A 25841-nucleotide genomic window follows, 5' to 3' on the forward strand; every position below is an offset into this window, starting at 1 on the left:
GGGAGCGAGATCAACCATGGCGGACGAAGAGAGGCTGCGCGAGTACCTCACGCGGGTCATCGCCGAGCTGCACCAGACCCGCCAGCGGCTGCGCGAGGTCACCGCCGAGGAGTCCGAGCCGGTCGCCATCGTCGCGATGAGCTGCCGCTACCCCGGCGGCATCAGCTCACCCGAGGCGCTGTGGGACTTCGTCTCCACCGGCGGCGACGCCATCGGCGAGTTCCCCACCGACCGGGGCTGGGACCTCGACCGGCTGCACCACCCCGACCCCGACAACCCCGGCACCTCGTACACCGCCGCCGGGGGGTTCCTCTACGACGCCGGGCGCTTCGACGCCGCCCTGTTCGGCATCTCCCCCCGCGAGGCCCTCGCCATGGACCCGCAGCAGCGGCTGCTGCTGGAGGTCACCTGGGAACTGTTCGAACGCGCCGGCATCGCCCCGCTGTCCCTGCGCGGCAGCCGCACCGGCGCGTTCGTCGGCACCTCCGGCCAGGACTACGCCGCCGTGCTGCACCGCGCCCCCGGCGTCGAGGGCTACGTCCTCACCGGCTCCGCCGCCAGCGTCGTCTCCGGCCGGCTCGCCTACACCTTCGGCCTGGAGGGGCCCACCGTCACCGTCGACACCGCCTGCTCGTCGTCGTCGGTCGCCGTCCACCTCGCCTGCCAGGCCCTGCGCCAGCGCGAGTGCGGCCTCGCCCTCGCCGGCGGCGCGACCGTGCTGGCCACCCCCGGCCCGTTCGTCGAGTTCTCCCGCCAACGCGGGCTCGCCGCCGACGGCCGGTGCAAGTCGTTCGCCGCCGCCGCCGACGGCACCGGCTGGTCCGAGGGCGTCGGCATGCTCCTGCTCGAACGCCTCAGCGACGCCCGCCGCAACGGCCACCCCGTCCTCGGCATCATCCGCAGCTCCGCCGTCAACTCCGACGGCGCGTCCAACGGGCTCACCGCCCCCAACGGCCCCGCCCAGCAGCGGGTCATCCGGCAGGCCCTGGCCGGCGCGAAGCTCACCCCCGACCTCGTCGACGTCGTCGAGGCCCACGGCACCGGCACCACCCTCGGCGACCCCATCGAGGCCCAGGCCCTGCTCGCCACCTACGGCCAGGACCGGGGCGACGCCGCGCCGCTGCTGCTCGGCTCGATCAAGTCCAACCTCGGCCACAGCCAGGCCGCCGCCGGCATCGCCGGCATCATCAAGATGATCATGGCGATGCGGCACGGCACCGTGCCCGCCACCCTGCACGTCGACGCGCCCACCCCGCACGTCGACTGGGCCGCCGGCGCGGTCACCCTCGTCACCGAGCCCACCCCGTGGCCGGCCGTGGACCGGCCCCGCCGGGCCGCCGTCTCCTCGTTCGGCATGAGCGGCACCAACACCCACCTCATCCTCGAACAGCCCGAGGCCGCCGACGCCGCGACCGCCGCCGCCGACCGGCCCGAGCCGCCCGCGCCCGTGCTGCTCACCGGCCGCACGCGCGCCGCGCTGCGCCGCCAGGCCGAGCAGTGGTCCCGGTACGTCGCCGACGCCGCCCCCCACCCCGCCGACGTCGCCTGGTCCTCGGTGACCTCCCGCAGCCCCCTGGAGCACCGGGCCGTCGTCCTCGCCGACGACACCGACGGGCTGCTCGCCGCCCTGACCGCCCTCGCCGACGACCGGCCCGCCCCCGGCCTCGTCACCGGTGCCGCCGCCGAACGGGGCGCCGTCGCGTTCCTCTACTCCGGGCAGGGCGCCCAGCGCGCCGGCATGGGGCGGGAACTGGCCGCCGCGTTCCCGGTGTTCGCGCAGGCCCTCGACGAGGTGTGCGCCGCCCTCGACCCGCACCTGCCCCGGCCGCTGCGGGAGGTGCTGTTCGCCGCCGCCGGCACGCCCGAGGCCGCGCTGCTCGACCAGACCGTGTTCACCCAGGCCGGCCTGTTCGCCGTGGAGGTGGCCCTGCACCGGCTCCTCGGCTCGTTCGGGATCGCCCCGGACCTCGTCGCGGGCCACTCCATCGGGGAGGTCGTCGCCGCGCACGTCGCCGGGGTGTTCACCCTCGCCGACGCCTGCGCGCTCGTCGCGGCGCGGGGGCGGCTGATGCAGGCGTTGCCGCCCGGCGGGGCGATGCTGGCGGTCGCGGCGTCCGAGGCGGAGGTGGTCGAGTCCCTCGCCGGGGTGACCGGCCCGGTCGGGATCGCCGCCGTCAACGGCCCGACGTCCGTCGTGGTGTCGGGCGCGGCGTCCGCCGTGGACGAGGTGGCCGGGCTGTGGGCCGCGCGTGGGGTGAAGACGCGGCGGCTGAAGGTCAGTCACGCGTTCCACAGCCCGCTGATGGAGCCGATGCTCGCCGGGTTCGCCGCCGTCGTCGCCGGGCTGGACCTGCGCGCGCCGGCCCTGCCGATCGTGTCGAACCTGACCGGTGACCTCGCCGACCCGGAGGCGATCCGTACCCCGGACTACTGGGTGCGGCACGTCCGCGAGGCCGTCCGCTTCGCCGACGGCGTACGTGCCCTGCGCGCCCACGGCGTCGGCACCTTCGTCGAGGTCGGCCCCGACGCCGTCCTCGCCGCCGCCGCCGAGGAGACCGTCGCCACCGTCGCCGCCGCCCCCGACGTCGCCACCGCCGCCGTCGTGCCCGCCCTGCGCCGCGACCGCCCCGAACGCCGCGCACTGCTCGCCGCGCTCGCCCACCTGCACGTCGCCGGCACCGCCGTCCGCTGGGCCGACGTCCTCGCCGACCGGCCCGGCCGCCTCGTCGACCTGCCCACCTACCCGTTCGAGCGGCAGCACTACTGGGTGCCCGCCGAGGCCCCCACCGACCCCGCCACCGGCACCGGCGCGCTCGACCACCGGTTCTGGGACGCCGTCGAACGCGCCGACCTCGACGCCCTGCGCGACACCCTCCACATCGACGACGCCACCGCCGACTCCCTGCGCGCCCTGCTGCCCGCCCTCGCCGACTGGCGGCGGCAGCGGCAGGAACACACCGTCCTCGACGGCTGGCGGTACCGCGCCGAATGGCAGGTCACCGCCGAACCCGCCCCCGGCCGGCTCGCCGGCGCCTGGCTCCTCGCGCTCCCCGCCGGCCTCGCCGACGACCCGGCCGTGGCAGCCGTCCGCGCCGCGCTCACCGACGCCGGGGCCGACCCGCTGCCGCTGACCGTCGAACCCGACGTCGACCGCGCCGCCCTCGCCGCCGCCCTCGCCGACACCCCGCTCGCCGGGGTCGTCTCCCTGCTCGCCTGGGCACCCCCGACCACCAACGCCACCCTGCCCGGCCTCGCCGCCACCCTCGCCCTCACCCAGGCCCTCGGCGACGCCGGCCACGACGCCCCGCTGTGGCTGGTCACCCGGGGCGCCGTCGCCGCCGCCGCGTACGACCGGCTCGCCGACCCCGCCCAGGCCGCCACCTGGGGACTCGGCCGGGTCGTCAGCGTCGAGGCCCCGCACCGCTGGGGCGGCCTCGTCGACCTGCCCACCCGACCCGACGCCCGCGCCACCGGCCGGCTCGCCGCGATCCTCACCGGCACGACCGGCGAGGACCAGCTCGCCGTACGCGGCCCCGGCGTCTTCGCCCGCCGCCTCGTCCGCGCCGCCCTCGGCGACCGCCCCCCGGCCCGCCGCTACACGCCCACCGGCACCGCCCTCATCACCGGCGGCACCGGCGGCCTCGGCGCGCGCGCCGCCCGCTGGCTCGCCGCCGCCGGAGCCGAACACGTCGTCCTCGTCAGCCGGCGCGGCCCCGCCGCCCCCGGCGCCGCCGACCTCGAAGCCGAACTCACCGCCCTCGGCACCCGGGTCACCGTCGCCGCCTGCGACATCACCGACCGGGCCGCCCTCGCCGACCTGCTGCGCCGCGTCGAAGCCGACGGCCCGCCCGTACGCACCGTCGTGCACACCGCCGGCGTCGCCCAGACCACCCCCCTCGCCGAGGTCACCGCCGCCGAACTGGCCGAGGTGACCGGCGGCAAGACCACCGGCGCGACCCACCTGCACGACCTGCTCGCCGACCGGGACCTCGACGCCTTCGTCGTCTACTCGTCCATCGCCGCCACCTGGGGCAGCGCCGGCCAGGCCGGATACGCCGCCGGCAACGCCTACCTCGACGCGCTCGTGCAGCAGCGCCGCGCCGACGGGCACGCCGGCACCGCCGTCGCCTGGGGCCCCTGGGCCGACGGCGGCATGCACGGGGCCGACTCCGACCAGCAGCTGCGCCGCCGGGGCGTACCCGCCATGGACCCCGCCGTCGCCATGGGCGCGCTCGCGCAGGCCCTCGACCACGACGACGTCACCCTCACCGTCGCCGACGTCGACTGGACCCGGTTCGCCCCCGCGTACGCCTCCGCCCGGCGGCGGCCCCTGCTGGAGGGCGTACCCGAGGCGAAGGCCGCCCTCGACGGCGGCGCACCCACCGACGACGGCGACGACGGCCCCGCCGCGACCCTGCGCCGCCGCCTCGCCGGGCTCACGCCGGCCCGCCGCGAGGAGACCCTCGCCGACCTGATCCGCGACCACGCCGCCGACGTGCTCGGCCACGACGGCGGACCCGCCGCCATCGGCGCCACCACCGCGTTCCGGGACCTCGGCTTCGACTCGCTCACCGCCGTGGAGCTGCGCAACCGGCTCGCCGCCGCCACCGGGCAGGCCCTGCCCACCACCCTCGTCTTCGACCACCCCAGCCCGATCGTGCTGGCCCGCTTCCTGCTCGGCGGCCTCCTCGGCGACGCCACCGACCCCGCCCCGGCCGCCGCCGCGCCCACCGTGGACGGCGACGACCCGGTCGCCATCGTCGGCATGGCCTGCCGCTACCCCGGCGGCATCGCCGACCCCGACCAGCTCTGGCGGCTCGTCGCCGACGGCGCCGACGCCATCGGCGACTTCCCCACCAACCGGGGCTGGGACCTCGACCGGCTCTTCGACCCCGACCCCGCCACCCCCGGCACCAGCTACGCCGACCAGGGCGGCTTCCTCCACGACGCCGCCGACTTCGACGCGGCCTTCTTCGGCATTTCGCCCCGTGAGGCCATGGCGATGGACCCGCAGCAGCGCCTGTTGCTGGAGGCGTCGTGGGAGGCGGTGGAGCGGGCAGGGGTTGATCCGGCGGGGTTGCGGGGTTCGCGAACAGGGGTGTTCGTCGGCACCAACGGCCAGGACTATGGGGCCCTGTTGATGATGTCCGCCGATGCTGCGGAGGGCTTCGCGGGCACCGGCAACGCGGCGAGCGTGGTGTCGGGTCGGGTGGCGTACGCGTTGGGGTTGGAGGGGCCGGCGGTGTCGGTGGACACGGCGTGTTCGTCGTCCCTCGTCGCACTGCACCTGGCGGTGCAGGCGCTGCGGCGCGGCGAGTGCGACCTGGCGCTGGCCGGCGGCGTCACCGTGATGACCACCCCCGCCACCTTCGCTGAGTTCTCCCGCCAGCGGGCCCTCGCCGCCGACGGCCGGTGCAAGGCGTTCGCCGAGGCGGCGGACGGCACCGGTTGGGGTGAGGGTGTCGGGGTGCTCCTCGTGGAGCGGCTGTCGGACGCGCGGCGTAACGGTCACACGGTTCTCGCTGTGGTGCGCGGCTCTGCGGTGAACCAGGACGGTGCGTCGAACGGGTTGACCGCGCCGAATGGTCCGTCGCAGCAGCGGGTGATCCGGCAGGCCCTTGCGTCGGCGGGGTTGTCGACGGTGGACGTGGACGTGGTGGAGGCGCACGGGACGGGCACGACCCTCGGGGACCCGATCGAGGCGCAGGCGTTGCTTGCGACGTACGGGCAGGGTCGGGGCGACGCCGCGCCGCTGCTGCTCGGGTCGATCAAGTCGAACATCGGCCACACGCAGGCGGCGGCCGGCGTCGCCGGGATCATCAAGATGGTCCTCGCGATGCGGCACGGGACCGTGCCCGCCACCCTGCACGTGGACGCCCCGTCGGGGCACATCGACTGGACGGCCGGAGCCGTCGAGCTGGTCACCGAGGCCACCCCGTGGCCCGGGACGGACCGGCCGCGTCGGGCGGCGGTGTCGTCGTTCGGCATGTCCGGCACCAACGCGCACGTCATCGTCGAGCAGGGCGACGAGCCTGTGGCCCCGGCCGTCACCGGCGTCCCCGGGCTGCTGGCCGCCGATGTGACGGTGTGGCCGGTGTCGGCCCGGTCGAAGGTGGCCCTGGCTGGTCAGGCGGCCCGGCTGGCCGCTTACGTGCGGGAGCACGGCGTGCTGGACACCGCGGCGGTCGGTTGGTCTCTGGCGACGACCCGGTCGACGTTCGACCAGCGGGCCGCCGTGGTCGGTTCGGGTGTGGAGGAGTTCCTCTCTGGTCTGGACGCGCTCGCCGCAGGCGCTCCGGCGGGCAATGTGGTGGCCGGTGTGGCGTCGGGTCACGGTGCGGGTCCGGTGTTCGTGTTCCCGGGTCAGGGGGCGCAGTCGGCACGCATGGCCGCCGGCCTGGTCGGTCGTACGCCGGTGTTCGACGCGCGCCTTGCCGAGTGCCAGCGTGCCCTCGCCCCCTACCTCGACGTGGATCTCGTGTCGGTGTTGACGGGGGATGACGAGTCGTGGTTGGAGCGGGTGGAGGTGGTGCAGCCGGTCCTGTGGGCGGTGGGCATCGCCCTGGCGGCCGTGTGGGAGCACGTGGGCGTGTCCCCGCAGGCGGTGGTGGGTCACTCGCAGGGTGAGATCGGCGCTGCCTGTGTCGCGGGGATCCTGTCCCTGGAGGATGCGGCTAAGACGGTGGCGTTGCGGTCGCGTGCCCTGGCGGTGTTGCGCGGGACTGGGGCGATGGCGTCGGTGGACCTGTCCGCCGATGCGGTGGCCGAGCGTCTCCCCGCGTTCCCGGGTGTGGGTGTGGCCGCCGTGAACGGCCCGTCGACGGTGGTCGTGTCGGGGCCGCCGCAGCCGGTCGCGGATCTGGTGGACGCCTGCCAGGCCGAGGGGATCCGGGCGCGGCTGATTCCGGTGGACTACGCGTCGCATTCCCCGTCGGTGCAGGACGTGGCGGAGCGGCTGCGCGCCGACCTGGCCGACATCACTCCCCGCCCCGGCCACACCCGCCTGGTCTCGACGCTCACCGGTGACTGGGTCGAGCCGGAGAGCATGACGGCGGACTACTGGTATGACAACCTGCGGCAGACCGTGCAGTTCGATGCCGCCGTCCGGGTCGCTATCGCCGCCGGGCACACCACGTTCGTGGAGATCTCCCCGCATCCGGTGTTGACGATGCCGGTGACGGCGATCCTCGACGACGCCGGGGTCACCGGGCACACGCTGGGCAGCCTGCGCCGGGGTGACGACGACCCGACCCGACTCCTGACCAACCTGGCCACCGCCCACGCGATCGGCCTGCCCGTCGACCTGACCCGGGTCCTCGCCGAGGCCGGCACCGTGCCGCTGCCCACGTACGCGTTCGACCGGGGCCGGTACTGGCTGGAGCCGCCCGCGCACCAGGTCCGGGACGTCGGTGCCGCCGGCCTCCAGGACGCCGGGCACCCCCTGCTCAGCGCCGCGATCCCGGTCGCCGACGACCAGACGGTCGTGCTCACCGGCCGGCTGTCGGTGCGTACCCACCCGTGGCTCGCGGACCACGCCGTCGGCGGGACGGTGGTCGTCCCCGGGACCGGGATCGTCGACATGGTCGTGCGGGCCGGCGACGAGGTCGACGCCGGCCAGGTCGGCGACCTCACCCTGATCAGCCCGCTCGTCGTCCCGCCGGCCGGGGCCGTGCAGGTGCAGGTACGCGTCGGCGCGCCCAGCGACACCGGCGAGCGGACCGTCACCGTGCACTCCCGCACCGAGGGCGACGGCGACGGCGAGTGGACCCGGCACGCCGAGGGCCTGCTGCTGCCGCAGCTCCCCGCCCCGCTGGTCGTGCCGGGGGAGTGGCCGCCCGCCGACGCCGTCGAGGTCGACGCGGACCTCGACGCCTGGTACGCCGACATGGCCGGCGGCGGCCTCGGCTACGGCCCGGCCTTCCGGGGCCTGCGCCGGGTGTGGCGCGGCGTCGACGAGGCGTACGCCGAGGTGGCCCTGCCCGACGCGGTGGCCGCCGACGCGCCCCGCTTCGGCCTGCACCCCGCCCTGTTCGACGCGGCGCTCCAGGCCAGCGGCCTCACCGGGCTGCTCGGCGACGGCAACGCCGACGGCGACACCGCCGGCACGGGCTGGATGCCGTTCGCGTTCCGCGCCGTCGGCCTGCACGCCCACGGGGCGACCCGGCTGCGGGTGCGGCTGCGCCCCCTCGGCACCGACACCCTCGCCGTCACGCTCGCCGACACCGCCGGGCAGCCCGTCGCCACCGTCGAGTCGCTGACGTTCCGCCCGGTCGCCGCCGGTCGGGCCGACGAGGCCGCCGCCCTGCGCCGCAACTGTCTGTTCCACCTCGACTGGACGCCGCTGGGCGGGGCTTCGCCGGACCGGACGCCGCTGGACCCGGCACCGCTGCCGGAACGGGCCGACGCGGTGGGCGGCACCGATGCCACGGGCGGCACCCGCTGGGCGCTGCTCGGCGACGACCCGGCCGGCCTCGCCGCCGCGCTGGCCGCCGCCGGGCACCCCGTGACCGCCCACGCCGACCTGGCCGCCCTCGCCGCCGAGGTCGAGCGCTGCGGCGACGTACCCGATGTGGTGGTCGCGCAGTGGGTCGGCGCGGACCCGGCGCGGGCCGGCGACGCCGCGCACGACGCGGCCCGGGACGCCCTCGCGCTCGTGCAGGGCTGGCTCGCCGAACCCGGCCTGGAGCGGTCCCGCCTGGTGCTGCGCACCGCCGGGGCGGTCGGCGCGGCCCCCGGCGAGGCCCCCCGCGACCTGGCGCGGGCCGCCCTGTGGGGGCTGGTCCGCTCGGCGCAGGCCGAGCACCCCGGCCGGTTCACGCTGCTGGACGCCGACGACGACGCCGGCTGCCTCGCGGCCGTCCCGGCGGCCGTCGCCTGCGGCGAGCCGCAGGTCGCCGTGCGCGACGGCGCGCTGCTCGTGCCCCGGCTGGTGCGGGCCCGCGACGCCGGCACGCTGGCCCTGCCCGGTGACGACGTGCCGTGGCGGCTCGACGTCACCGAGAAGGGCACCCTGGAGAACCTGGCCGTGCTGCCCTGCCCCGAGGTCACCGAGGCGCTGCCGGCCGGGCAGGTACGCGTTGCGATGCGCGCCTCCGGCCTCAACTTCCGGGACGTGGTGCTGACCCTCGGCATGGTCCCCGACCAGGAGGTGCTCGGCAACGAGGGCGCGGGCGTGGTGCTCGACGTCGGCCCCGGCGTCACCGGTGTGGCCCCCGGCGACCGGGTGATGGGCCTGTTCTCCGGCTCGTTCGCCAGCGTCGCCGTCACCGACCACCGCCTCGTCACCCGCATCCCCGACGGCTGGTCGTACGCGGAGGCCGCCGCCGTGCCGGTGGTCTTCCTCACCGCCTGGTACGGCCTGGTCGAGCTGGCCCGCCTCGACGCGGGCGAGTCCGTGCTGGTGCACGCGGCGGCCGGCGGCGTCGGCATGGCCGCCGTGCAGATCGCCCGCCACCTCGGCGCGGAGGTCTACGGCACGGCCAGCCCCGGCAAGTGGCCGGCGCTGCGCGCCACCGGCTTCGACGACGCGCACGTCGCCTCCTCCCGCAGCCTCGACTTCGTCGACGCGTTCCGCGACCGCACCGGCGGGCGCGGCGTGGACGTCGTGCTCAACGCGCTCAGCGGGGAGTTCGTCGACGCGTCGCTGCGGCTGCTCGCCCCCGGCGGCCGGTTCGTCGAGATGGGCAAGACCGACAAGCGGGACCCGCAGCGGGTCGCCGCCGACCATCCCGGCGTCAGCTACCAGGTGTTCGACCTCATCGAGGCCGGCCAGGACAAGATCGGCGAGATGCTCGCCGAGCTGGTGGCGCTGTTCGCCACCGGTGCGCTGCGGCCGCTGCCCCGCCGCGACTGGGACGTCCGGCGCGCCCCGGAGGCGTTCCGCTTCCTCAGCCAGGCCCGGCACGTCGGCAAGCTCGCCCTGAGCATCCCGCAGGTGCCCCGCCTCGACGGCACCGTCCTCGTCTCCGGCGCGACCGGCACCCTCGGCGCGCTGCTCTGCCGGCACCTGGTCACCGCCCACGACGCCCGGCAGCTCCTGCTGGTCAGCCGGCGCGGACCCGACGCCGAGGGCGCGGACGCGCTGCTGGCCGACCTCAAGGCGCTCGGCGCGGACGTGTCGATCGTCGCCGCCGACCTGGCCGACCCGGACGCCGTCGCCGACGTGCTGTCCATGGTGGACGCCCGGCATCCGCTGCGGGCCGTCGTGCACGCGGCCGGCGTCCTCGACGACGGGGTGCTGGAGTCGATGACCCCCGACCGGCTCGCCGCCGTGCTGCGGCCGAAGGTCGACGCCGCCTGGAACCTGCACCGCGCCACGGTCGGCCACGAGCTGACCGCGTTCGTGCTGTTCTCCGCCGCCGCCGGGGTCTTCGGCGGCCCGGGGCAGGGCAACTACGCCGCCGGCAACGCGTTCCTCGACGCCCTCGCCGAGCACCGGCGGGCCCTCGGGCTGCCGGCGGTCTCCCTCACCTGGGGCCGGTGGGCGCAGGCCAGCGGCATGACCGGGCACCTCGACGCCGCCGACATCCGCCGCCTCGACCGGGGCGGCATGGCCGCCCTGTCCAACGACGAGGCCCTCGCCCTGTTCGACGCCGCCTGGCGGTCCGAGCGGGCCGTGCTGATGCCCGCGAAGATCAGCACCGGGGTCGCCGCGCCGGGCGCGCCCGTGCACCCGCTGCTGACCGGGCTGGTCCGCGCCGCCGGCCGCCGGGCCGCCGCCGGTGAGGCCACCGACGGGCAGGCGTACGCGGCGCGGCTCGCCGGCCTCACCGCCGACAAGCGGGTACGCGCCCTGCGCGACCTGGTGCTGTCGAACGTCGCCGTCGTCCTCGGCCACGGCGACCCGGCCGGCATCGAGCCGACCCGCGCCTTCCGCGAACTCGGCTTCGACTCGCTGACCGCCGTGGAGCTGCGCAACCGGCTCGGCGCGGCCACCGGGCTGCGGCTGCCCGCCACCCTCGTCTTCGACAACCCGACGCCGGCGGCGCTCGCCGCGCACCTCGCCGAGCAGCTCGCCCCGGCGGGTGGGTCGGGGGGCGGTTCAGCCGATTCGGCGGGCGGCTCGGCGACGGGAGCCAGCCTGGACCTCGACCGCATCGAGGCGGCCCTCGCCGGCCTCGACCCGGCCGACGACGAGTTCCGCCGCATCACCGACCGGCTGCACGGCCTGCTGGACCGGCTGGCCGAGCGGCAGTCCGACGCGGGCGGCGACGACGACCTGGAGTCGGCCACCGCCGAGAACATCTTCGACCTGATCGACCGCGAGCTGGAGACGTCGTGACCAGCCGCAACGACCACGGCATGCCGAGTGAGGTGGGTCCACGGTGAGCAACGAGGACGAGAAGTACGTCGAGTACCTGAAGCGTACGACCTCGGAGCTGCGGCGCACCCGGCGTCGGCTGCGGGAGCTGGAGGCCCGCGACGGCGAACCCATCGCCATCGTCGCCATGAGCTGCCGCTACCCGGGCGGCGTCGCCTCGCCCGAGCAGCTGTGGGACCTCGTCCGCGACGGCGGGGACGGCATCGGCCCGTTCCCCGCAGACCGGGGCTGGGACCTGGACCGGCTGTTCCACCCCGACCCCGACCACCCCGGCACCAGCTACGTCTCCGAGGGCGGCTTCGTCTACGACGCCGCCGACTTCGACGCCGACCTGTTCGGCATCAGCCCCCGCGAGGCCCTCGCCATGGACCCGCAGCAGCGGCTGCTGCTGGAGACCGCGTGGGAGTCGTTCGAGCGGGCCGGCCTGCCCGTGGCCACCATGCGGGGCAGCCGCACCGGCGTGTTCGTCGGCGCGGCCTCGCACGGCTACGACGGGATCATGGCGCAGGCCGAGAACGGCGAGGGGCACCTGCTCACCGGCAACGCCACCAGCGTCATCTCCGGCCGCGTCGCGTACACGCTCGGCCTCGAAGGGCCGGCCGTCACCGTCGACACCGCCTGCTCCTCGTCGCTCGTCGCGATCCACCTCGCCGCGCAAGGGCTGCGCAACGGCGACTGCGAGCTGGCCCTGGCCGGCGGCGTCACCGTCATGCCCACCCCGGCGGTCTTCGTCGGCTTCAGCCGGCAGCGCGGGCTGGCCGCCGACGGCCGGTGCAAGGCGTTCGCCGCCGCCGCCGACGGCACCTCCTGGTCCGAGGGCGTCGGCATGCTGCTGCTCGCCCGGCTCTCCGACGCCCAACGCCACGGCTACCCGATCCTCGCCGTCGTGCGGGGCAGCGCCGTCAACTCCGACGGCGCGTCCAACGGCCTGTCCGCCCCGCACGGCCCCTCCCAGGTGCGCGTCATCCGCCACGCCCTCGCCTCGGCGCGCCTGTCGCCGGTGGACGTGGACGTCGTGGAGGCGCACGGCACCGGCACCCGGCTCGGCGACCCGATCGAGGCGCAGGCGCTGCTCGCCACGTACGGGCAGGGGCGGGACACGCCGCTGCTGCTGGGGTCGGTCAAGTCGAACATCGGCCACACCCAGGCCGCCGCCGGCGTCGCCGGTGTGATCAAGATGGTGCAGGCCATCCGGCACGGCGTCGTGCCGCCCACCCTGCACGTCGACGCGCCGTCGCAGCACATCGACTGGTCCGCCGGTGCCGTGGAACTCGCCACCGAGGCGCGGCCGTGGCCGGCCGTGGACCGGCCCCGCCGGGCCGCCGTGTCGTCGTTCGGCGTCTCCGGCACCAACGCGCACACCATCATCGAGCAGGCCCCCGAGCCCGAGGCCGCCGTCGAGACCGTCGCCCCCGGGCGGGCGCTGCCCGCCGTGCCGGTGCTGCTGTCGGCCCGCACCGACGCCGCCCTCGCCGCGCAGGCGGGCCGCTGGGCCGCCCGGCTCGACGCCGACGCCGACGCGCGCCCCCTCGACGTGGCGTGGTCGTCGGTCACCGCCCGCGCCGCCCTGGACAGCCGCGCGGTCGTCGCGGCGACGGGCCGCGAGGACCTCCTCGCCGGGCTGCGCGCCCTCGCCGCCGGCACCCCGGCAGGCAACGTCTCCGCCGGTACGGCCACCTCGCGCGGCCAGCTCGCCGTGCTCTTCTCCGGTCAGGGCGCGCAGCGGGCGGGCATGGGTCGGGAGTTGTACGCGTCGTTCCCGGTGTTCGCGTCGGTGCTGGACGAGGTGTGCGGGCACCTGGACCGGGCGCTGCCGCAGCCGCTGAAGCCGGTGCTGTTCGCCGGCCCCGGTTCGGCCGAGGCTTCGCTGCTGGACTCGACGGTGTTCACGCAGGCGGGGTTGTTCGCGGTCGAGGTGGCCCTGTTCCGCCTGGTGGAGTCGTTCGGTGTGGTGCCGGACTTCGTGGGTGGGCATTCGGTCGGTGAGATCGTCGCCGCGCATGTGGCGGGGGTGTTGTCGCTGGAGCATGCGTGTGCCCTCGTCGCGGCGCGGGGTCGGTTGATGCAGGCGTTGCCGGCCGGTGGTGGGATGTTGGCGGTCAACGCGGCCGAGTCGGACGTGTTGGCGTCGCTGGACGGGCTGGCCTCGCGCGACGGGCTGTCCGACCTGGTCGGGATCGCCGCCGTCAACGGTCCGGCCTCCGTCGTCGTGTCGGGTGCGGTGGACGCCCTCGACGTGCTGGAGCAGGCGTGGCGGGGGCGGGGGGTGCGGACCCGTCGGCTGGCGGTGAGTCACGCGTTCCACAGCCCGTTGATGGAGCCGATGCTCGCGAAGTTCCGGGCGGTGCTGTCGCGGCTGACCTTCGCCGCGCCCGAGTTGCCCGTCGTGTCGAACGTGACCGGGGCGTTGGCCGATCCCGACGAGGTCCGCAGCGTCGACTACTGGGTGCGGCATGTGCGCGAGGCGGTGCGGTTCGCCGACGGGGTGGCGGCGTTGCGGTCGGCGGGGGTGGACACGTTCCTGGAGGTCGGCCCGCAGAGCGTCCTGACGGCGTTGACGGCCGAGGCGCTGCCTGACGGCGGGGACGTGGTCGCGGTGGCCGCTCAGCGTCGGGATCGGCCGGAGGTCGCCGGTCTGCTGGCCGCCCTGGCGGAGCTGCACGTCAACGGGGTGCCGGTGGCGTGGCGGCCGTGGTTCGCCGACACCGGCGCGTCCCGGGTGGACCTGCCCACGTACGCGTTCCAGCACCAGCGGTACTGGCCCGAGGCCGGCGCGGTCGCCGCCGCGCAGGCCGTCCACGCCGCCGGCACCGAGGGCGACTTCTGGGCCGCCGTCGAGCGCGGCGACCTGACCGAGGTGGCGTCCCACCTGGCCGTGCAGGACGATCCCGCCGCGATCGAGGCGCTCGCCCCCGCCGTACCGGTGCTGTCGTCGTGGCGGCGGGCCCGCCAGCGCGACGCCGCGCTGGACGCCTGGACCTACCGCGTCGCCTGGGAAGCCGTGCACCCTGCCTCGGCCCCCACCCGGCCCCTGCCGGGCCGCTGGCTGGTCGTCACCCCCACCCTCCCCGCCGATCTTGCAGTTGCGGCCCCCGAAACGGGTGGAACGCGGCTTTTGCACGATCGCGGAGTGGTGGGGGCGCTGCGCCGGGGCGGGGCCCGGGTCGAGGTGCTCGGCGTTCGCGGTGGGGTCGGGCGGGGCGAGCTGGGGGAGGCGCTGCGGCGGCTCGGGGAGCCGGGCGCGGCTGGCGGACAGGATGCCGGCGCGGAGCGCGGGGCTGCGGGGGAGCGGGGAGACGCCGGGGAATCGGGCTCGGAAGCGGGCTGGGCCGGGGTGGTCTGCCTGCTGCCCGAGCGGGACGCGCCGCTGCCGGACGCCCCCGCCGTGCCTGCCGGCACCGCGCTGCTGCTCACCCTCGCCCAGGCGCTCGCCGACACCGGCCTGCCCGGCCGGCTGTGGTGCCTCACCCGGGGCGCGGTCTCCGTCGGCGGCGAGCGGGTCGCCGACCCGTCGGCCGCGGCGGCCTGGGGCCTCGGCCGGGTGATCGCCCTCGAACAGCCCGACCGCTGGGGCGGCCTCGTCGACCTGCCCGGCACCGCGAAGGGCCGCAGCAGCGGCGAGGGCGGCGGGGCCGGGAAGCACGGCAGCAACGGCGAAGGCGGCAACAACGGCGCGGGCCGCAGCACGGACAGCGCCGAGCTCGATGACGACCTCGACCGGGCGGGCGGGGACGCCCTGCTCGCCGTCCTCGCCGACGCCGGCCACGACCAGGTGGCGATCCGCCCGCAGGGCGTCCTCGGGCGGCGGCTCGTGCCCGCCGCGCCGCCGGTCGGGTCGGGGTGGCGTCCGTCGGGGACGGTGCTGGTCACCGGCGGTACGGGTGCGTTGGGTCGGCACACGGCGCGGTGGCTGTTGGCCAACGGGGCGGCCGAGGTGGTGCTCGCGTCCCGGCGTGGCCCGGAGGCTCCCGGTGCCGCCGAGTTGATCGAGGAGCTGCGGGGGACCGGGGCGGTGCGGGTCGTCGCCTGCGACGTCACCGACGCCGCCGCCGTCGACGCGTTGGTCGCCGGCCTGCCCGCGCTCACCGCCGTCGTGCACACCGCCGGGATCGTCGACGACGGCGTCCTCGACGGCCTCGACGTCGACCGGATGCAGGCCGTCCTCGCCGGCAAGGCCACCGCCGCCCGGGTGCTGCACGACGCCACCGCCGGCCGGGACCTCGACGCGTTCGTGCTGTTCTCCTCCCTCGCCGGGGTCGTCGGCAGCGCCGGGCAGGGCAACTACGCGGCGGCCAACGCCTACCTCGACGCGTTCGCCGCGTGGCGGCACGCCCAGGGGCTGCCCGCCACCGCCGTCGCCTGGGGCGCCTGGGCCGCCGAAGGGATGGCCGCCGCCACCGCCGCGCTCACCGCCCGGCTCACCCGGGGCGGCATCAACCCGCTGCCCGCCGCGGAGGCCGTCACCGCCCTCGGCCGGGTCGTCAACGCCGCCGGGCCGGCCGTCACCGTGGCCGACGTCGACTGGGGACGCCTCGCCGCGTCCTGGGGGCGGCCGAACCCGCTGATCGCGGCCCTGCCCGGGGTGCCCGCCGTGGCGACCGGCCCCGTCCGGGCCGTCGTCGTCGGCCGGTCCCTGCCGCAGCTCACCGAACTGGTGCGCACCCAGGCCGCCGTGGTGCTCGGCTACCCGGCCGGTAGGCCGCTGCCCGAGCGCACCTTCCGGGACCTCGGCTTCGACTCGCTGACCGCCGTCGAGCTGCGCAACCGGCTCACCGCCGAGACGGGCATGACCCTGCCCGCCACCCTCGTCTTCGACCACCCCACCGTCGCCGAGCTGGCCGCCCACCTGCACGGGCTGACCAACCGGCTGCCCGGCGACACCCCCGGCGACGTCGTCGCCGCCGGCACCGACACCCACCGCGAACCCGTCGCCATCGTCAGCATGAGCTGCCGGTTCCCCGGCGGGGTCAGCTCGCCGGAGCAGCTGTGGGACCTCCTCGCCGACGGCACCGACGCGATGACCCTGATGCCCGGCGAGCGCGGCTGGAACATCGCCGAGCTGTACCACCCCGACCCCGAACACCTCGGCACCAGCTACGTGCGGGAGGGCGGCTTCGTCGCCGGGGCCGGCGAGTTCGACCCCGCCTTCTTCGGCATCAGCCCCCGCGAGGCCCTCGCCATGGACCCGCAGCAGCGGCTGCTGCTGGAGGCCACCTGGGAGGCGTTCGAGCGGGCCCGGATCGACCCGACCGCGCTGCGCGGCAGCCGCACCGGCGTGTACGTCGGCACCAACGGCCAGGACTACGGCTCGCTGCTGATGGCCGCCGGGGACGTCGACGAGAACTACCTCGCCACCGGCACCTCCGCGAGCGTCATCTCGGGGCGGCTGTCGTACACCTTCGGGCTGCACGGCCCGGCCGTCACCGTCGACACGGCCTGCTCGTCGTCGCTGGTCGCCCTGCACCTCGCCGCGCAGGCCCTCCAGGCGGGGGAGTGCGACCTCGCCCTCGCCGGCGGCGCCACCGTCATGGCCACCCCCGGCATCTTCGTCGGCTTCTCCCGCCAGCGCGGGCTGGCCGCCGACGGCCGGTGCAAGCCGTTCGCCGGGGCCGCCGACGGCACCGGCTGGGGCGAGGGCGTCGGCCTGCTGGTGCTCCAGCGGCTCTCCGACGCCCGCCGCGACGGCAACCCCGTCCTCGCGATCGTGCGGGGCAGCGCCGTCAACCAGGACGGCGCGTCCAACGGGCTGACCGCCCCCAACGGACCCGCCCAGCAGCGGGTCATCCGGCAGGCCCTGGCCAACGCCGGGCTCACCGCCGACCAGGTCGACGCCGTGGAGGCGCACGGCACCGGCACCACCCTCGGCGACCCGATCGAGGCCCAGGCGCTGCTCGCCACCTACGGGCAGGACCGGCCCGCCGACCGGCCCCTGTGGCTCGGCTCCATCAAGTCGAACGTCGGCCACACCCAGGCCGCCGCCGGCGTCGCCGGGGTGATCAAGATGGTGCTCGCGATGCGGCACGGGGTGCTGCCGCCGACCCTGCACGTCGACGAGCCCACCCCGCACGTCGACTGGTCCGCCGGGCACGTCGCGCTGCTCACCGAGGCCCGCCCGTGGGAGCCCGCCGACGGCGTCCGCCGCGCCGGGGTCTCCTCGTTCGGCATCAGCGGCACCAACGTGCACACCATCCTCGAACAGGCCCCCGAGGAGGAGGCCCCCGAGGAGCAGGCCGCCGCGCCGGCCCGGGAACTGCCCTGGGTGCTGTCCGGGCGCACCGCCGCCGCCCTCGCCGCCCGCGCCCGTGACCTCGCCGACCACCTCGACACCGTCGCCGACGACGCCCTCGCCGACGTCGGCTGGTCCCTCGTGGACACCCGCGCCGCCCACGACCACCGGGCCGTCGTCCTCGCCGCCGACCGCGCCGGCCTGACCGCCGCGCTGGGCGCGCTCGCCGCCGCCGGGCCCGCCCCGGACACCGTCACCGGCACCGGTACGCCCGGCGAGGTCGCCTTCGTCTTCCCCGGCCAGGGCTCCCAGTGGGTCGGCATGGCCGCCGAACTCCTCGACACCGCCCCCGTCTTCGCCGACACGTTCGCCGCCTGCGCCGAGGCCCTGCGCCCGTACGTCGACTGGTCGCCCGTCGACGTGGTACGCGGCGCACCCGACGCACCGTCCCTGGAGCGCGTCGACGTCGTCCAGCCCACCCTGTTCGCCGTCGGCGTCTCCCTCGCCGCCCTCTGGCAGTCGTACGGGGTCCGCCCCGCCGCCGTCGTCGGCCACTCGCAGGGCGAGATCGCCGCCGCGTACGTCGCCGGGGCCCTCACCCTCGACGACGCGGCGGCCGTGGTCGCCCTGCGCAGCCGGATCATCGCCGGCATCGCCGGGGACGGCGGCATGGTCTCCGTCGCCACCACCGCCGACGAGGCCACCGCCACCATCGCCCGCTGGGACGGCCGCGTCGCGCTCGCCGCCGTCAACGGCCCCACCTCCGTCGTCGTCTCCGGCGACTCCGCCGCCCTCGACGAACTCGTCGCCCACTACGAGGCCCGCGAGACCCGGGTCCGCCGGGTGCCCGTCGACTACGCCTCGCACTCCGCGCACGTCGAGCCGCTGCGCGAGCAGCTGGTCGACCTGCTCGCCGGGCTGGCCCCCCGCACCGGCGAGATCCGGTTCTGGTCCACGGTGACGGGCGACTGGCTCGACACCGCCGGCCTCGACGCCGACTACTGGTACCGCAACCTGCGCCAGACCGTCCGCTTCGACGAGGCGGTGCGCAGCCTCGTCGCCGCCGGCTACCAGACGTTCGTCGAGGTCAGCGCCCACCCGGTGCTCACCATGGCCGTGCAGGAGAGCGTCGAGCTGGCCGCCGCCGACCCGGGCGCGGTCACCGTCACCGGCACCCTGCGGCGCAACGAGGGCGACCTCGGCCGGTTCCACCGGGCCGTCGCCGAGGTCTTCACCGGGGGTACGCCCGTCGACTGGCGACCCGCGTACGCCGGGCTGCCCGCGCGCCGTCGCGACCTGCCCACGTACCCGTTCCAGCGGCAGCTCTACTGGCCGCGGCCCGCCACCACCACCGCCCCGGCCGCCGGCCCCGCCACCGAGGGCGAGTCCGACGCCCGGTTCTGGGCCGCTGTCGAGAACGGCGACCTGGCCGCGCTCACCGCCGAACTCGCCGACGCCACCGACGGCGGCACCGTGCCCGAGGCGGCGTTCGCCGACGTGCTGCCCGCCCTCACCGCCTGGCGACGCCGGCACCGCGACCAGGCCACCATCGACTCGTGGCGGTACCGCGACGCGTGGCTGCCCGTCGCCGCGGACGGCGGCGACGAGCCCGCCCTCACCGGCACCTGGTGGCTGGTCACCGGCCCGGACGGCACCGGCACCGGCACCGGCACCGGCACCGGCACCGACACCGGCACCGGCACCGACGGCAGCGCCGCCGGACAGCAGCAGGCCCGCGCCGGGCTGGCCGCGTTCACCCGCGACGCCCTCGCCCGGCGCGGCGCGACCGTCGTACCCGTGGCCCTGGCCGCCGACCGCACCGACCGCGACGCCCTCGCGGCCCGGCTGCGCGACCTCGCCGCCACCCACCCCGCCGCCGGGATCGTCTCCCTGCTCGCCCCCGACGAGACGCCCACGCCCGCCCACCCCCACGTGCCCGTCGGCTTCGCCGCCACCGTCACCCTCACCCAGGCCCTCGGCGACGCGGGCGTCCGCGCCCCGCTGTGGGCGCTGACCAGCGGCGCGGTCTCCACCGACCCCGCCGACCCGCTGCCGCACCCCGGGCAGCAGCTCGCCTGGGGCTTCGGCCGGGTCGCCGCCCTCGAACATCCCGACCGCTGGGGCGGCCTCGTCGACCTGCCCGCCGACCCGGACGACACCACCGGCCGCCGCCTCGCCCGCATCCTCGCCGGAGCCGACGGCGAGGACCAGGTGGCCCTGCGCCGGGCCGGCGCGTTCGGCCGGCGGCTGCTGCGCGCCCCGCTCGGCGACGCCCCCGCCACCCGCACCTGGCGGCCCTCCGGCACCGCCCTCGTCACCGGCGGCACCGGCGCCCTCGGCGGGCACATGGCCCGCTGGCTCGCCGCCAACGGCGCGTCCCACCTGGTGCTGCTCAGCCGGCGCGGCCGGCAGGCCGACGGCATCGCCGAGCTGGAGGCCGAACTGACCGGGCTCGGCGCGCGGGTCACCGTGGCCGCCTGCGACGCCGCCGACCGCGACGCCCTCGCCGCCGTCATCGCCGACCTGCCCGCCGAACACCCGCTCACCGCCGTGGTGCACACCGCCGCCGTCCTCGACGACTCGGTCATCAGCTCGCTCACCCTCGACCAGGTCGACTACGCCCTCAGCGCCAAGGTCACCGCCGCGCTCAACCTCCACGAGTTGACCCGCGACCACGACCTCGACGCGTTCGTGCTGTTCTCCTCCATGGCCGGCACCGTCGGCAGCTCCGGCGTCGGCAACTACGCCCCCGGCAACGCGTTCCTCAACGCCCTCGCCGAGCACCGCCGCGGCCTCGGCCTGCCCGCCACCTCCATCGGCTGGGGCGCCTGGGGCGGCGGCGGCATGGCCGAGGGTGACTTCGGCCGGATGCTGCACCGCCACGGCGCGCCCGAGATGCACCCCCGGCTCGCCGTCGCCGCGCTGCACCAGGCCGTCGAGCACGACGAGACGTACCTGACCATCTCCCACATCGCCTGGGACCGGTTCTACGTCGCGTTCACCGCCACCCGGCCCGGCCCGCTGATCGCCGAGATCCCCGAGGCGCAGCAGCTCGCCGCCAGCAAGGGCCTCGCCGAGGCGAAGGAGACCGACGAGGCCGGCCCCGCCGCCGCGTTCGGCCGGATGAGCGCCGACGAGCGCCGCGCCGCGCTGCTCGACCTGGTGCGCGGCCAGGCGGCCACCGTCCTCAAGTACGCCGGCGGCGACGCCGTCGACCCGCACCACGCGTTCCGGGACCTCGGCTTCGACTCGGTGACCGCCGTGGAGCTGCGCAACCGGCTCGCCACCGCCACCGGGCTGCGCCTGCCGGTGACCCTCGTCTTCGACTACCCCACCCCCACCGTCCTCGCCCGGCACCTGCACGAGGAACTCGGCGGCGGGGCCGAAGCGGTCACGCAGACCGCCCCCGTGTCGCTCACCGACGACGAGCCCGTCGCCATCGTCGCCATGTCCTGCCGGTTCCCCGGCGGGGCCGTCGACCCCGAACGGTTCTGGCAGATGCTGCACGCCGGCCGCGACGCCGTGTCCGACCTGCCCGGCGACCGGGGCTGGGACATCGACCGGCTGTACGACCCCGACCCCTATTCCTCCGGCACCTCCTACGTCCGCAGCGGCGCCTTCCTCTACGAGGCGGCCGACTTCGATGCGGCTTTCTTCGGCATTTCGCCCCGTGAGGCGATGGCGATGGACCCGCAGCAGCGGTTGCTGCTGGAGGCGTCGTGGGAGGCGGTGGAGCGGGCAGGGGTTGATCCGGCGGGGTTGCGGGGTTCGCGAACAGGGGTGTTCGTCGGCACGAATGGCCAGGACTATGGGGCCCTGCTCATGGTGGCCGTGGACGAGGTGGAGGGCTTCGCGGGCACGGGGAATGCCGCGAGCGTGGTGTCGGGTCGGGTGGCGTACGCGTTGGGGTTGGAGGGGCCGGCGGTGTCGGTGGACACGGCGTGTTCGTCGTCGCTGGTGGCGTTGCACCTGGCGGTGCAGGCGCTGCGGCGCGGCGAGTGCGATCTCGCGCTGGCCGGCGGCGTCACCGTGATGGCGACGCCGGGGCTGTTCGTGGAGTTCTCCCGGCAGCGCGGGCTGGCCGCCGATGGCCGGTGCAAGGCGTTCGCGGCCGGCGCGGACGGCACCGGGTGGGGTGAGGGTGTCGGGGTGCTCCTCGTGGAGCGGCTGTCGGACGCGCGGCGTAACGGTCACACGGTTCTCGCTGTGGTGCGCGGCTCTGCGGTGAACCAGGACGGTGCGTCGAACGGGTTGACCGCGCCGAATGGTCCGTCGCAGCAGCGGGTGATCCGGCAGGCCCTTGCGTCGGCGGGGTTGTCGACGGTGGACGTGGACGTGGTGGAGGCGCACGGGACGGGCACGACCCTCGGGGACCCGATCGAGGCGCAGGCGTTGCTTGCGACGTACGGGCAGGGTCGGGGCGACGCCGCGCCGCTGCTGCTCGGCTCGGTGAAGTCGAACATCGGCCACACGCAGGCGGCGGCCGGCGTCGCCGGGATCATCAAGATGGTCCTCGCGATGCGGCACGGTGTCGTCCCGGCGACGCTGCACGTGGACGCGCCGTCGCCGCACATCGACTGGTCTGCGGGTGCGGTGGAGCTGGCGACCGAGGCGACGCCGTGGCCGCAGACGGGTCGTACGCGTCGTTCGGCGGTGTCGTCGTTCGGCATTTCCGGCACCAACGCCCACGTCATCCTCGAACTGCCCGACGACCTGCCCGCCGCCGAGGCCACCGACACCGGCCCCGGCAGCGACGGCGCGGGCGGTCCGGGCCTGGTCGCCGCCGGGGTGACGGTGTGGCCGGTGTCGGCCCGGTCGAAGGCGGCCCTCGCCGGTCAGGCGGCCCGCCTCGCCCGGCACCTGCGCGAGCACGGCGACGTGGAGCCGGCGGCGGTCGGTTGGTCCCTGGCGACGACCCGGTCGACGTTCGACCAGCGGGCCGCCGTGGTCGGCTCGGGTGTGGCCGACCTGCTCGCCGGTCTGGACGCCCTGGCGTCCGGTCAGCCGGCGGGCAATGTGGTCAGCGGTGTGGCGTCGGGTCACGGCTCCGGGCCGGTGTTCGTGTTCCCCGGTCAGGGCGCGCAGTCGGCACGCATGGCCGCCGGCCTGGTCGGTCGTACGCCGGTGTTCGACGCGAAGCTGGCCGAGTGTCAGCGGGCCCTCGCCCCGTTCCTGGACGTGGATCTCATCTCCGTGCTGACCGGCGACGACGAGTCGTGGCTGGAGCGGGTGGAGGTGGTGCAGCCGGTCCTGTGGGCCGTGGGCATCGCCTTGGCCGCGGTGTGGGAGCACGCGGGCGTTTCGCCGCAGGCGGTGGTCGGGCATTCGCAGGGTGAGATCGGTGCGGCGTGTGTGGCGGGGATCCTGTCCCTGGAGGATGCGGCGAGGACCGTCGCGTTGCGGTCGCGGGCACTTGCGGTGTTGCGGGGGACGGGTGCGATGGCGTCGGTGGATCTGTCCGCCGACGCGGTGGCCGCCCGCCTGGCCGCGTTCCCGGGTGTGGGTGTGGCCGCCGTGAACGGGCCCGGCACGGTGGTGGTGTCCGGGCCGCCTCAGCCTGTCGCCGATCTGGTGCAGGCGTGTCAGGACGAGGGCATTCGGGCGCGGCTGATCCCGGTGGACTACGCGTCGCACTCCCCGTCCGTGCAGGACGTCGCCGAGCGGCTGCGCGCCGACCTGGCCGACGTCGCCCCGCAGCCGGGCCGGGTTCGGCTCGTGTCGACGCTGACCGGCGACTGGGTTGACCCGGCGACCATGACGGCCGACTACTGGTATGACAACCTGCGGCAGACCGTCCAGTTCGACGCCGCCGTCCGCGTCGCCATCGCCGCCGGGCACTCCACGTTCGTGGAGATCTCCCCGCATCCGGTGCTGACGATGCCGGTGACGGCGATCCTCGACGACGCCGGGGTCACCGGCCACACCCTGGGCAGCCTGCGGCGGGGTGACGACGACCCGACTCGACTCCTGACCAACCTGGCCACCGCTCACGCGATCGGCCTGCCCGTCGACCTGACCCGGGTGCTCGCCGAGGCCGGCACCGTGCCGCTGCCCACGTACGCGTTCGACCGGGGCCGGTACTGGCCCACGAAGGCCGAGCTGGCCGGCGCGGACGAGGCCCCGAGCGGCGTCGACTCCGCGTTCTGGGCGGCCGTCGAGCGGGAGGACCTGGCCGCGCTCGCGGAACTCACCGCGCAGGACGCCACCGACTCCCTCGAACGGCTCGGCGCGGCCCTGCCGGTGCTCGCCTCCTGGCGACGGCAGCAACGCGAGCGTTCCACCCTGGACGACCTGCGCTACCGCCCCGTCTGGCAGCCGTACACCGGCACGCCCGTCAGCTTCCTCTCCGGCGACTGGTGGGTCGTCGCCGACGAGCGCCACGCGGGGGAGGGCGAGGCGGCCGTCGCCGAGCTGACCCGCCGGGGCGCCGCCGTGCGGCTGGTGCTGCTGCCCGAGGAGCTGACCGACCGGGCCGCCGTCGCCGCCCACCTGGCCGCCGCGACCGGTGACGGCGACGGCGGGCGGGTCCCCGCCGACGGGGTGCTGTCGCTGCTCGCCCTCGCCGACGGCGCGGTCGACGACACCCAGCCGGTGCCGCCGTTCCTCGCCCGGTCCCTCGCCCTGGTCCAGGCCCTCGGCGACCTCGACGTGGCCGCACCGCTGTGGTGCGTCACCCGGGGCGCGGCCGGCACCACCCGGGGCGGGACGGTGGACCGGCCGGAGCAGTCGCTGCTGTGGGGCCTCGGCCGGGTCGTCGCCCTGGAACACCCCGAGCGGTGGGGCGGCCTGGTCGACGTGCCGGCCACCCTCGACGACCACGGCTGGGACCTGCTCTGCGCCGCCCTCGCCGGCCTCGACGGCGAGGACCAGGTCGCGGTCGACGGGGCCACGATCCTCGTCCGCCGGCTGGTCCGGGCCCCCGGCGGGACCCCCGCCGCCGACGAGCCCGACCACCGGGGCACCACCCTCGTCACCGGCGGCACCGGGGCCCTCGGCGCGGAGGTGGCCCGCTGGCTGGCCGCCCGGGGCGCCGAGCACCTGCTGCTGGTGAGCCGCCGGGGCGCCGACGCCCCGGGCGCCGCCGACCTGGTCCGGGAGCTGACCGGGGCGGGCACGCGGGTCACCGTCGCCGCCTGCGACGTCGCCGACCGGGCCGCCCTGGCGAAGCTGCTCGCCGAGGTGCCGGCCGACGCGCCGCTGACCGCCGTCGTGCACGCGGCGGGCGTCCTCGACGACGGGGTCCTCGACGGGCTCACCGCCGACCGGATCGCCACCGTGCTGCGGCCCAAGGTGCTCGGCGCGTTGCACCTGCACGAGCTGACCGTCGGCCGGGAGCTGCGCGCGTTCGTGCTGTTCTCCGCCATGGCCGGGCAGCTCGGCGCGGCCGGGCAGGGCAGCTACGCCGCCGCGAACGCGTACCTCGACGCGCTGGCCGAGCAGCGGCACCGGCAGGGCCTGCCGGCCACGTCGATCGCCTGGGGACCGTGGGCGGCCGGCGGGATGGCCGCCGCCGACCCGGCGGTGGAGGAGCGCCGCCGCCGCACCGGCGTCGCCCGCCTCGACACCGCCCCCGCGCTCGCCGTGCTCGCCCACTGCGTGGCCCGGCGCGAGCCGGCGACGCTGGTGGCCGGCATCGACTGGGCCCGGTACGTGCCCGGCTTCGTCGCCGTCCGGCCCAGCCCGCTGCTCGCCGGCATCGCCGAGGCGCAGCAGGCCGCCGCCGCGCGGGCCGACGACGCCGGCACGAACGCCGAGTCCCTCGCCGCGCTGCTCGCCGGGCAGACCGACGCCGAACGGCGCAAGACCCTCCTCGACCTGGTACGCGGCCAAGCCGCCGCCGTGCTCGGGCACGCCTCGATGGACGCCGTCGAACCCGACCGGGCGTTCCGGGAACTCGGCTTCGACTCGCTGACCGCCGTGGAGCTGCGCAACCGGCTCACCGCGGCGACCGGCGTCCGGCTGCCCGCCACGGTCGTCTTCGACTACCCGACCGCCGCCGGCCTCGCCGAGTACGTGCGGGCGGCGATCGTCGACGGCGGGGTGGTCGGCGTCGCGCCGGTCTTCGGGGAGCTGGACCGGCTGGAGGCGGCACTCACCGGCTCGGCACCGGACCGCAGCGCCCGGATCCGGATCACCGAGCGGCTGCGGGCCCTGCTGGCCTCCCTCAACGCCGACGACGCCCCGGCGGGCGCGGGCGGGGACACCGTCGCCGAGAAGCTCCAGGACGCCACCCCCGACGAGGTCTTCGACTTCATCGACCGGGAGCTGGGGGTGTCCTGACATGAACGCTGCCGG

The 25841-nt window shown here is 76.5% G+C and carries 2 protein-coding genes; both read left to right on the forward strand.

What is annotated here, in order from left to right; all coding sequences use genetic code 11:
- Positions 1-16 precede the first annotated feature (16 nt).
- Positions 17-11281 (forward strand): type I polyketide synthase, encoded by an 11265-nt coding sequence (locus LPU61_RS05545; protein WP_229404324.1) that lies wholly within the window; start codon positions 17-19, stop codon positions 11279-11281.
- A gap of 43 nt (positions 11282-11324) precedes the next feature.
- Positions 11325-25826 (forward strand): type I polyketide synthase, encoded by a 14502-nt coding sequence (locus tag LPU61_RS05550; protein WP_229404325.1) that lies wholly within the window; start codon positions 11325-11327, stop codon positions 25824-25826.
- Positions 25827-25841: the final 15 nt, after the last annotated feature.

It is taken from the genome of Micromonospora sp. NBRC 110038 (assembly GCF_020884815.1).
GTDB classification, from domain to species: domain Bacteria; phylum Actinomycetota; class Actinomycetes; order Mycobacteriales; family Micromonosporaceae; genus Micromonospora; species Micromonospora haikouensis.

Coding starts and splice junctions, on each gene's coding strand:
- LPU61_RS05545 (WP_229404324.1), top strand. CDS start 17: ATGGCGGACGAAGAGAGGCTGCGCGAGTACCTCACGCGGGTCATCGCC.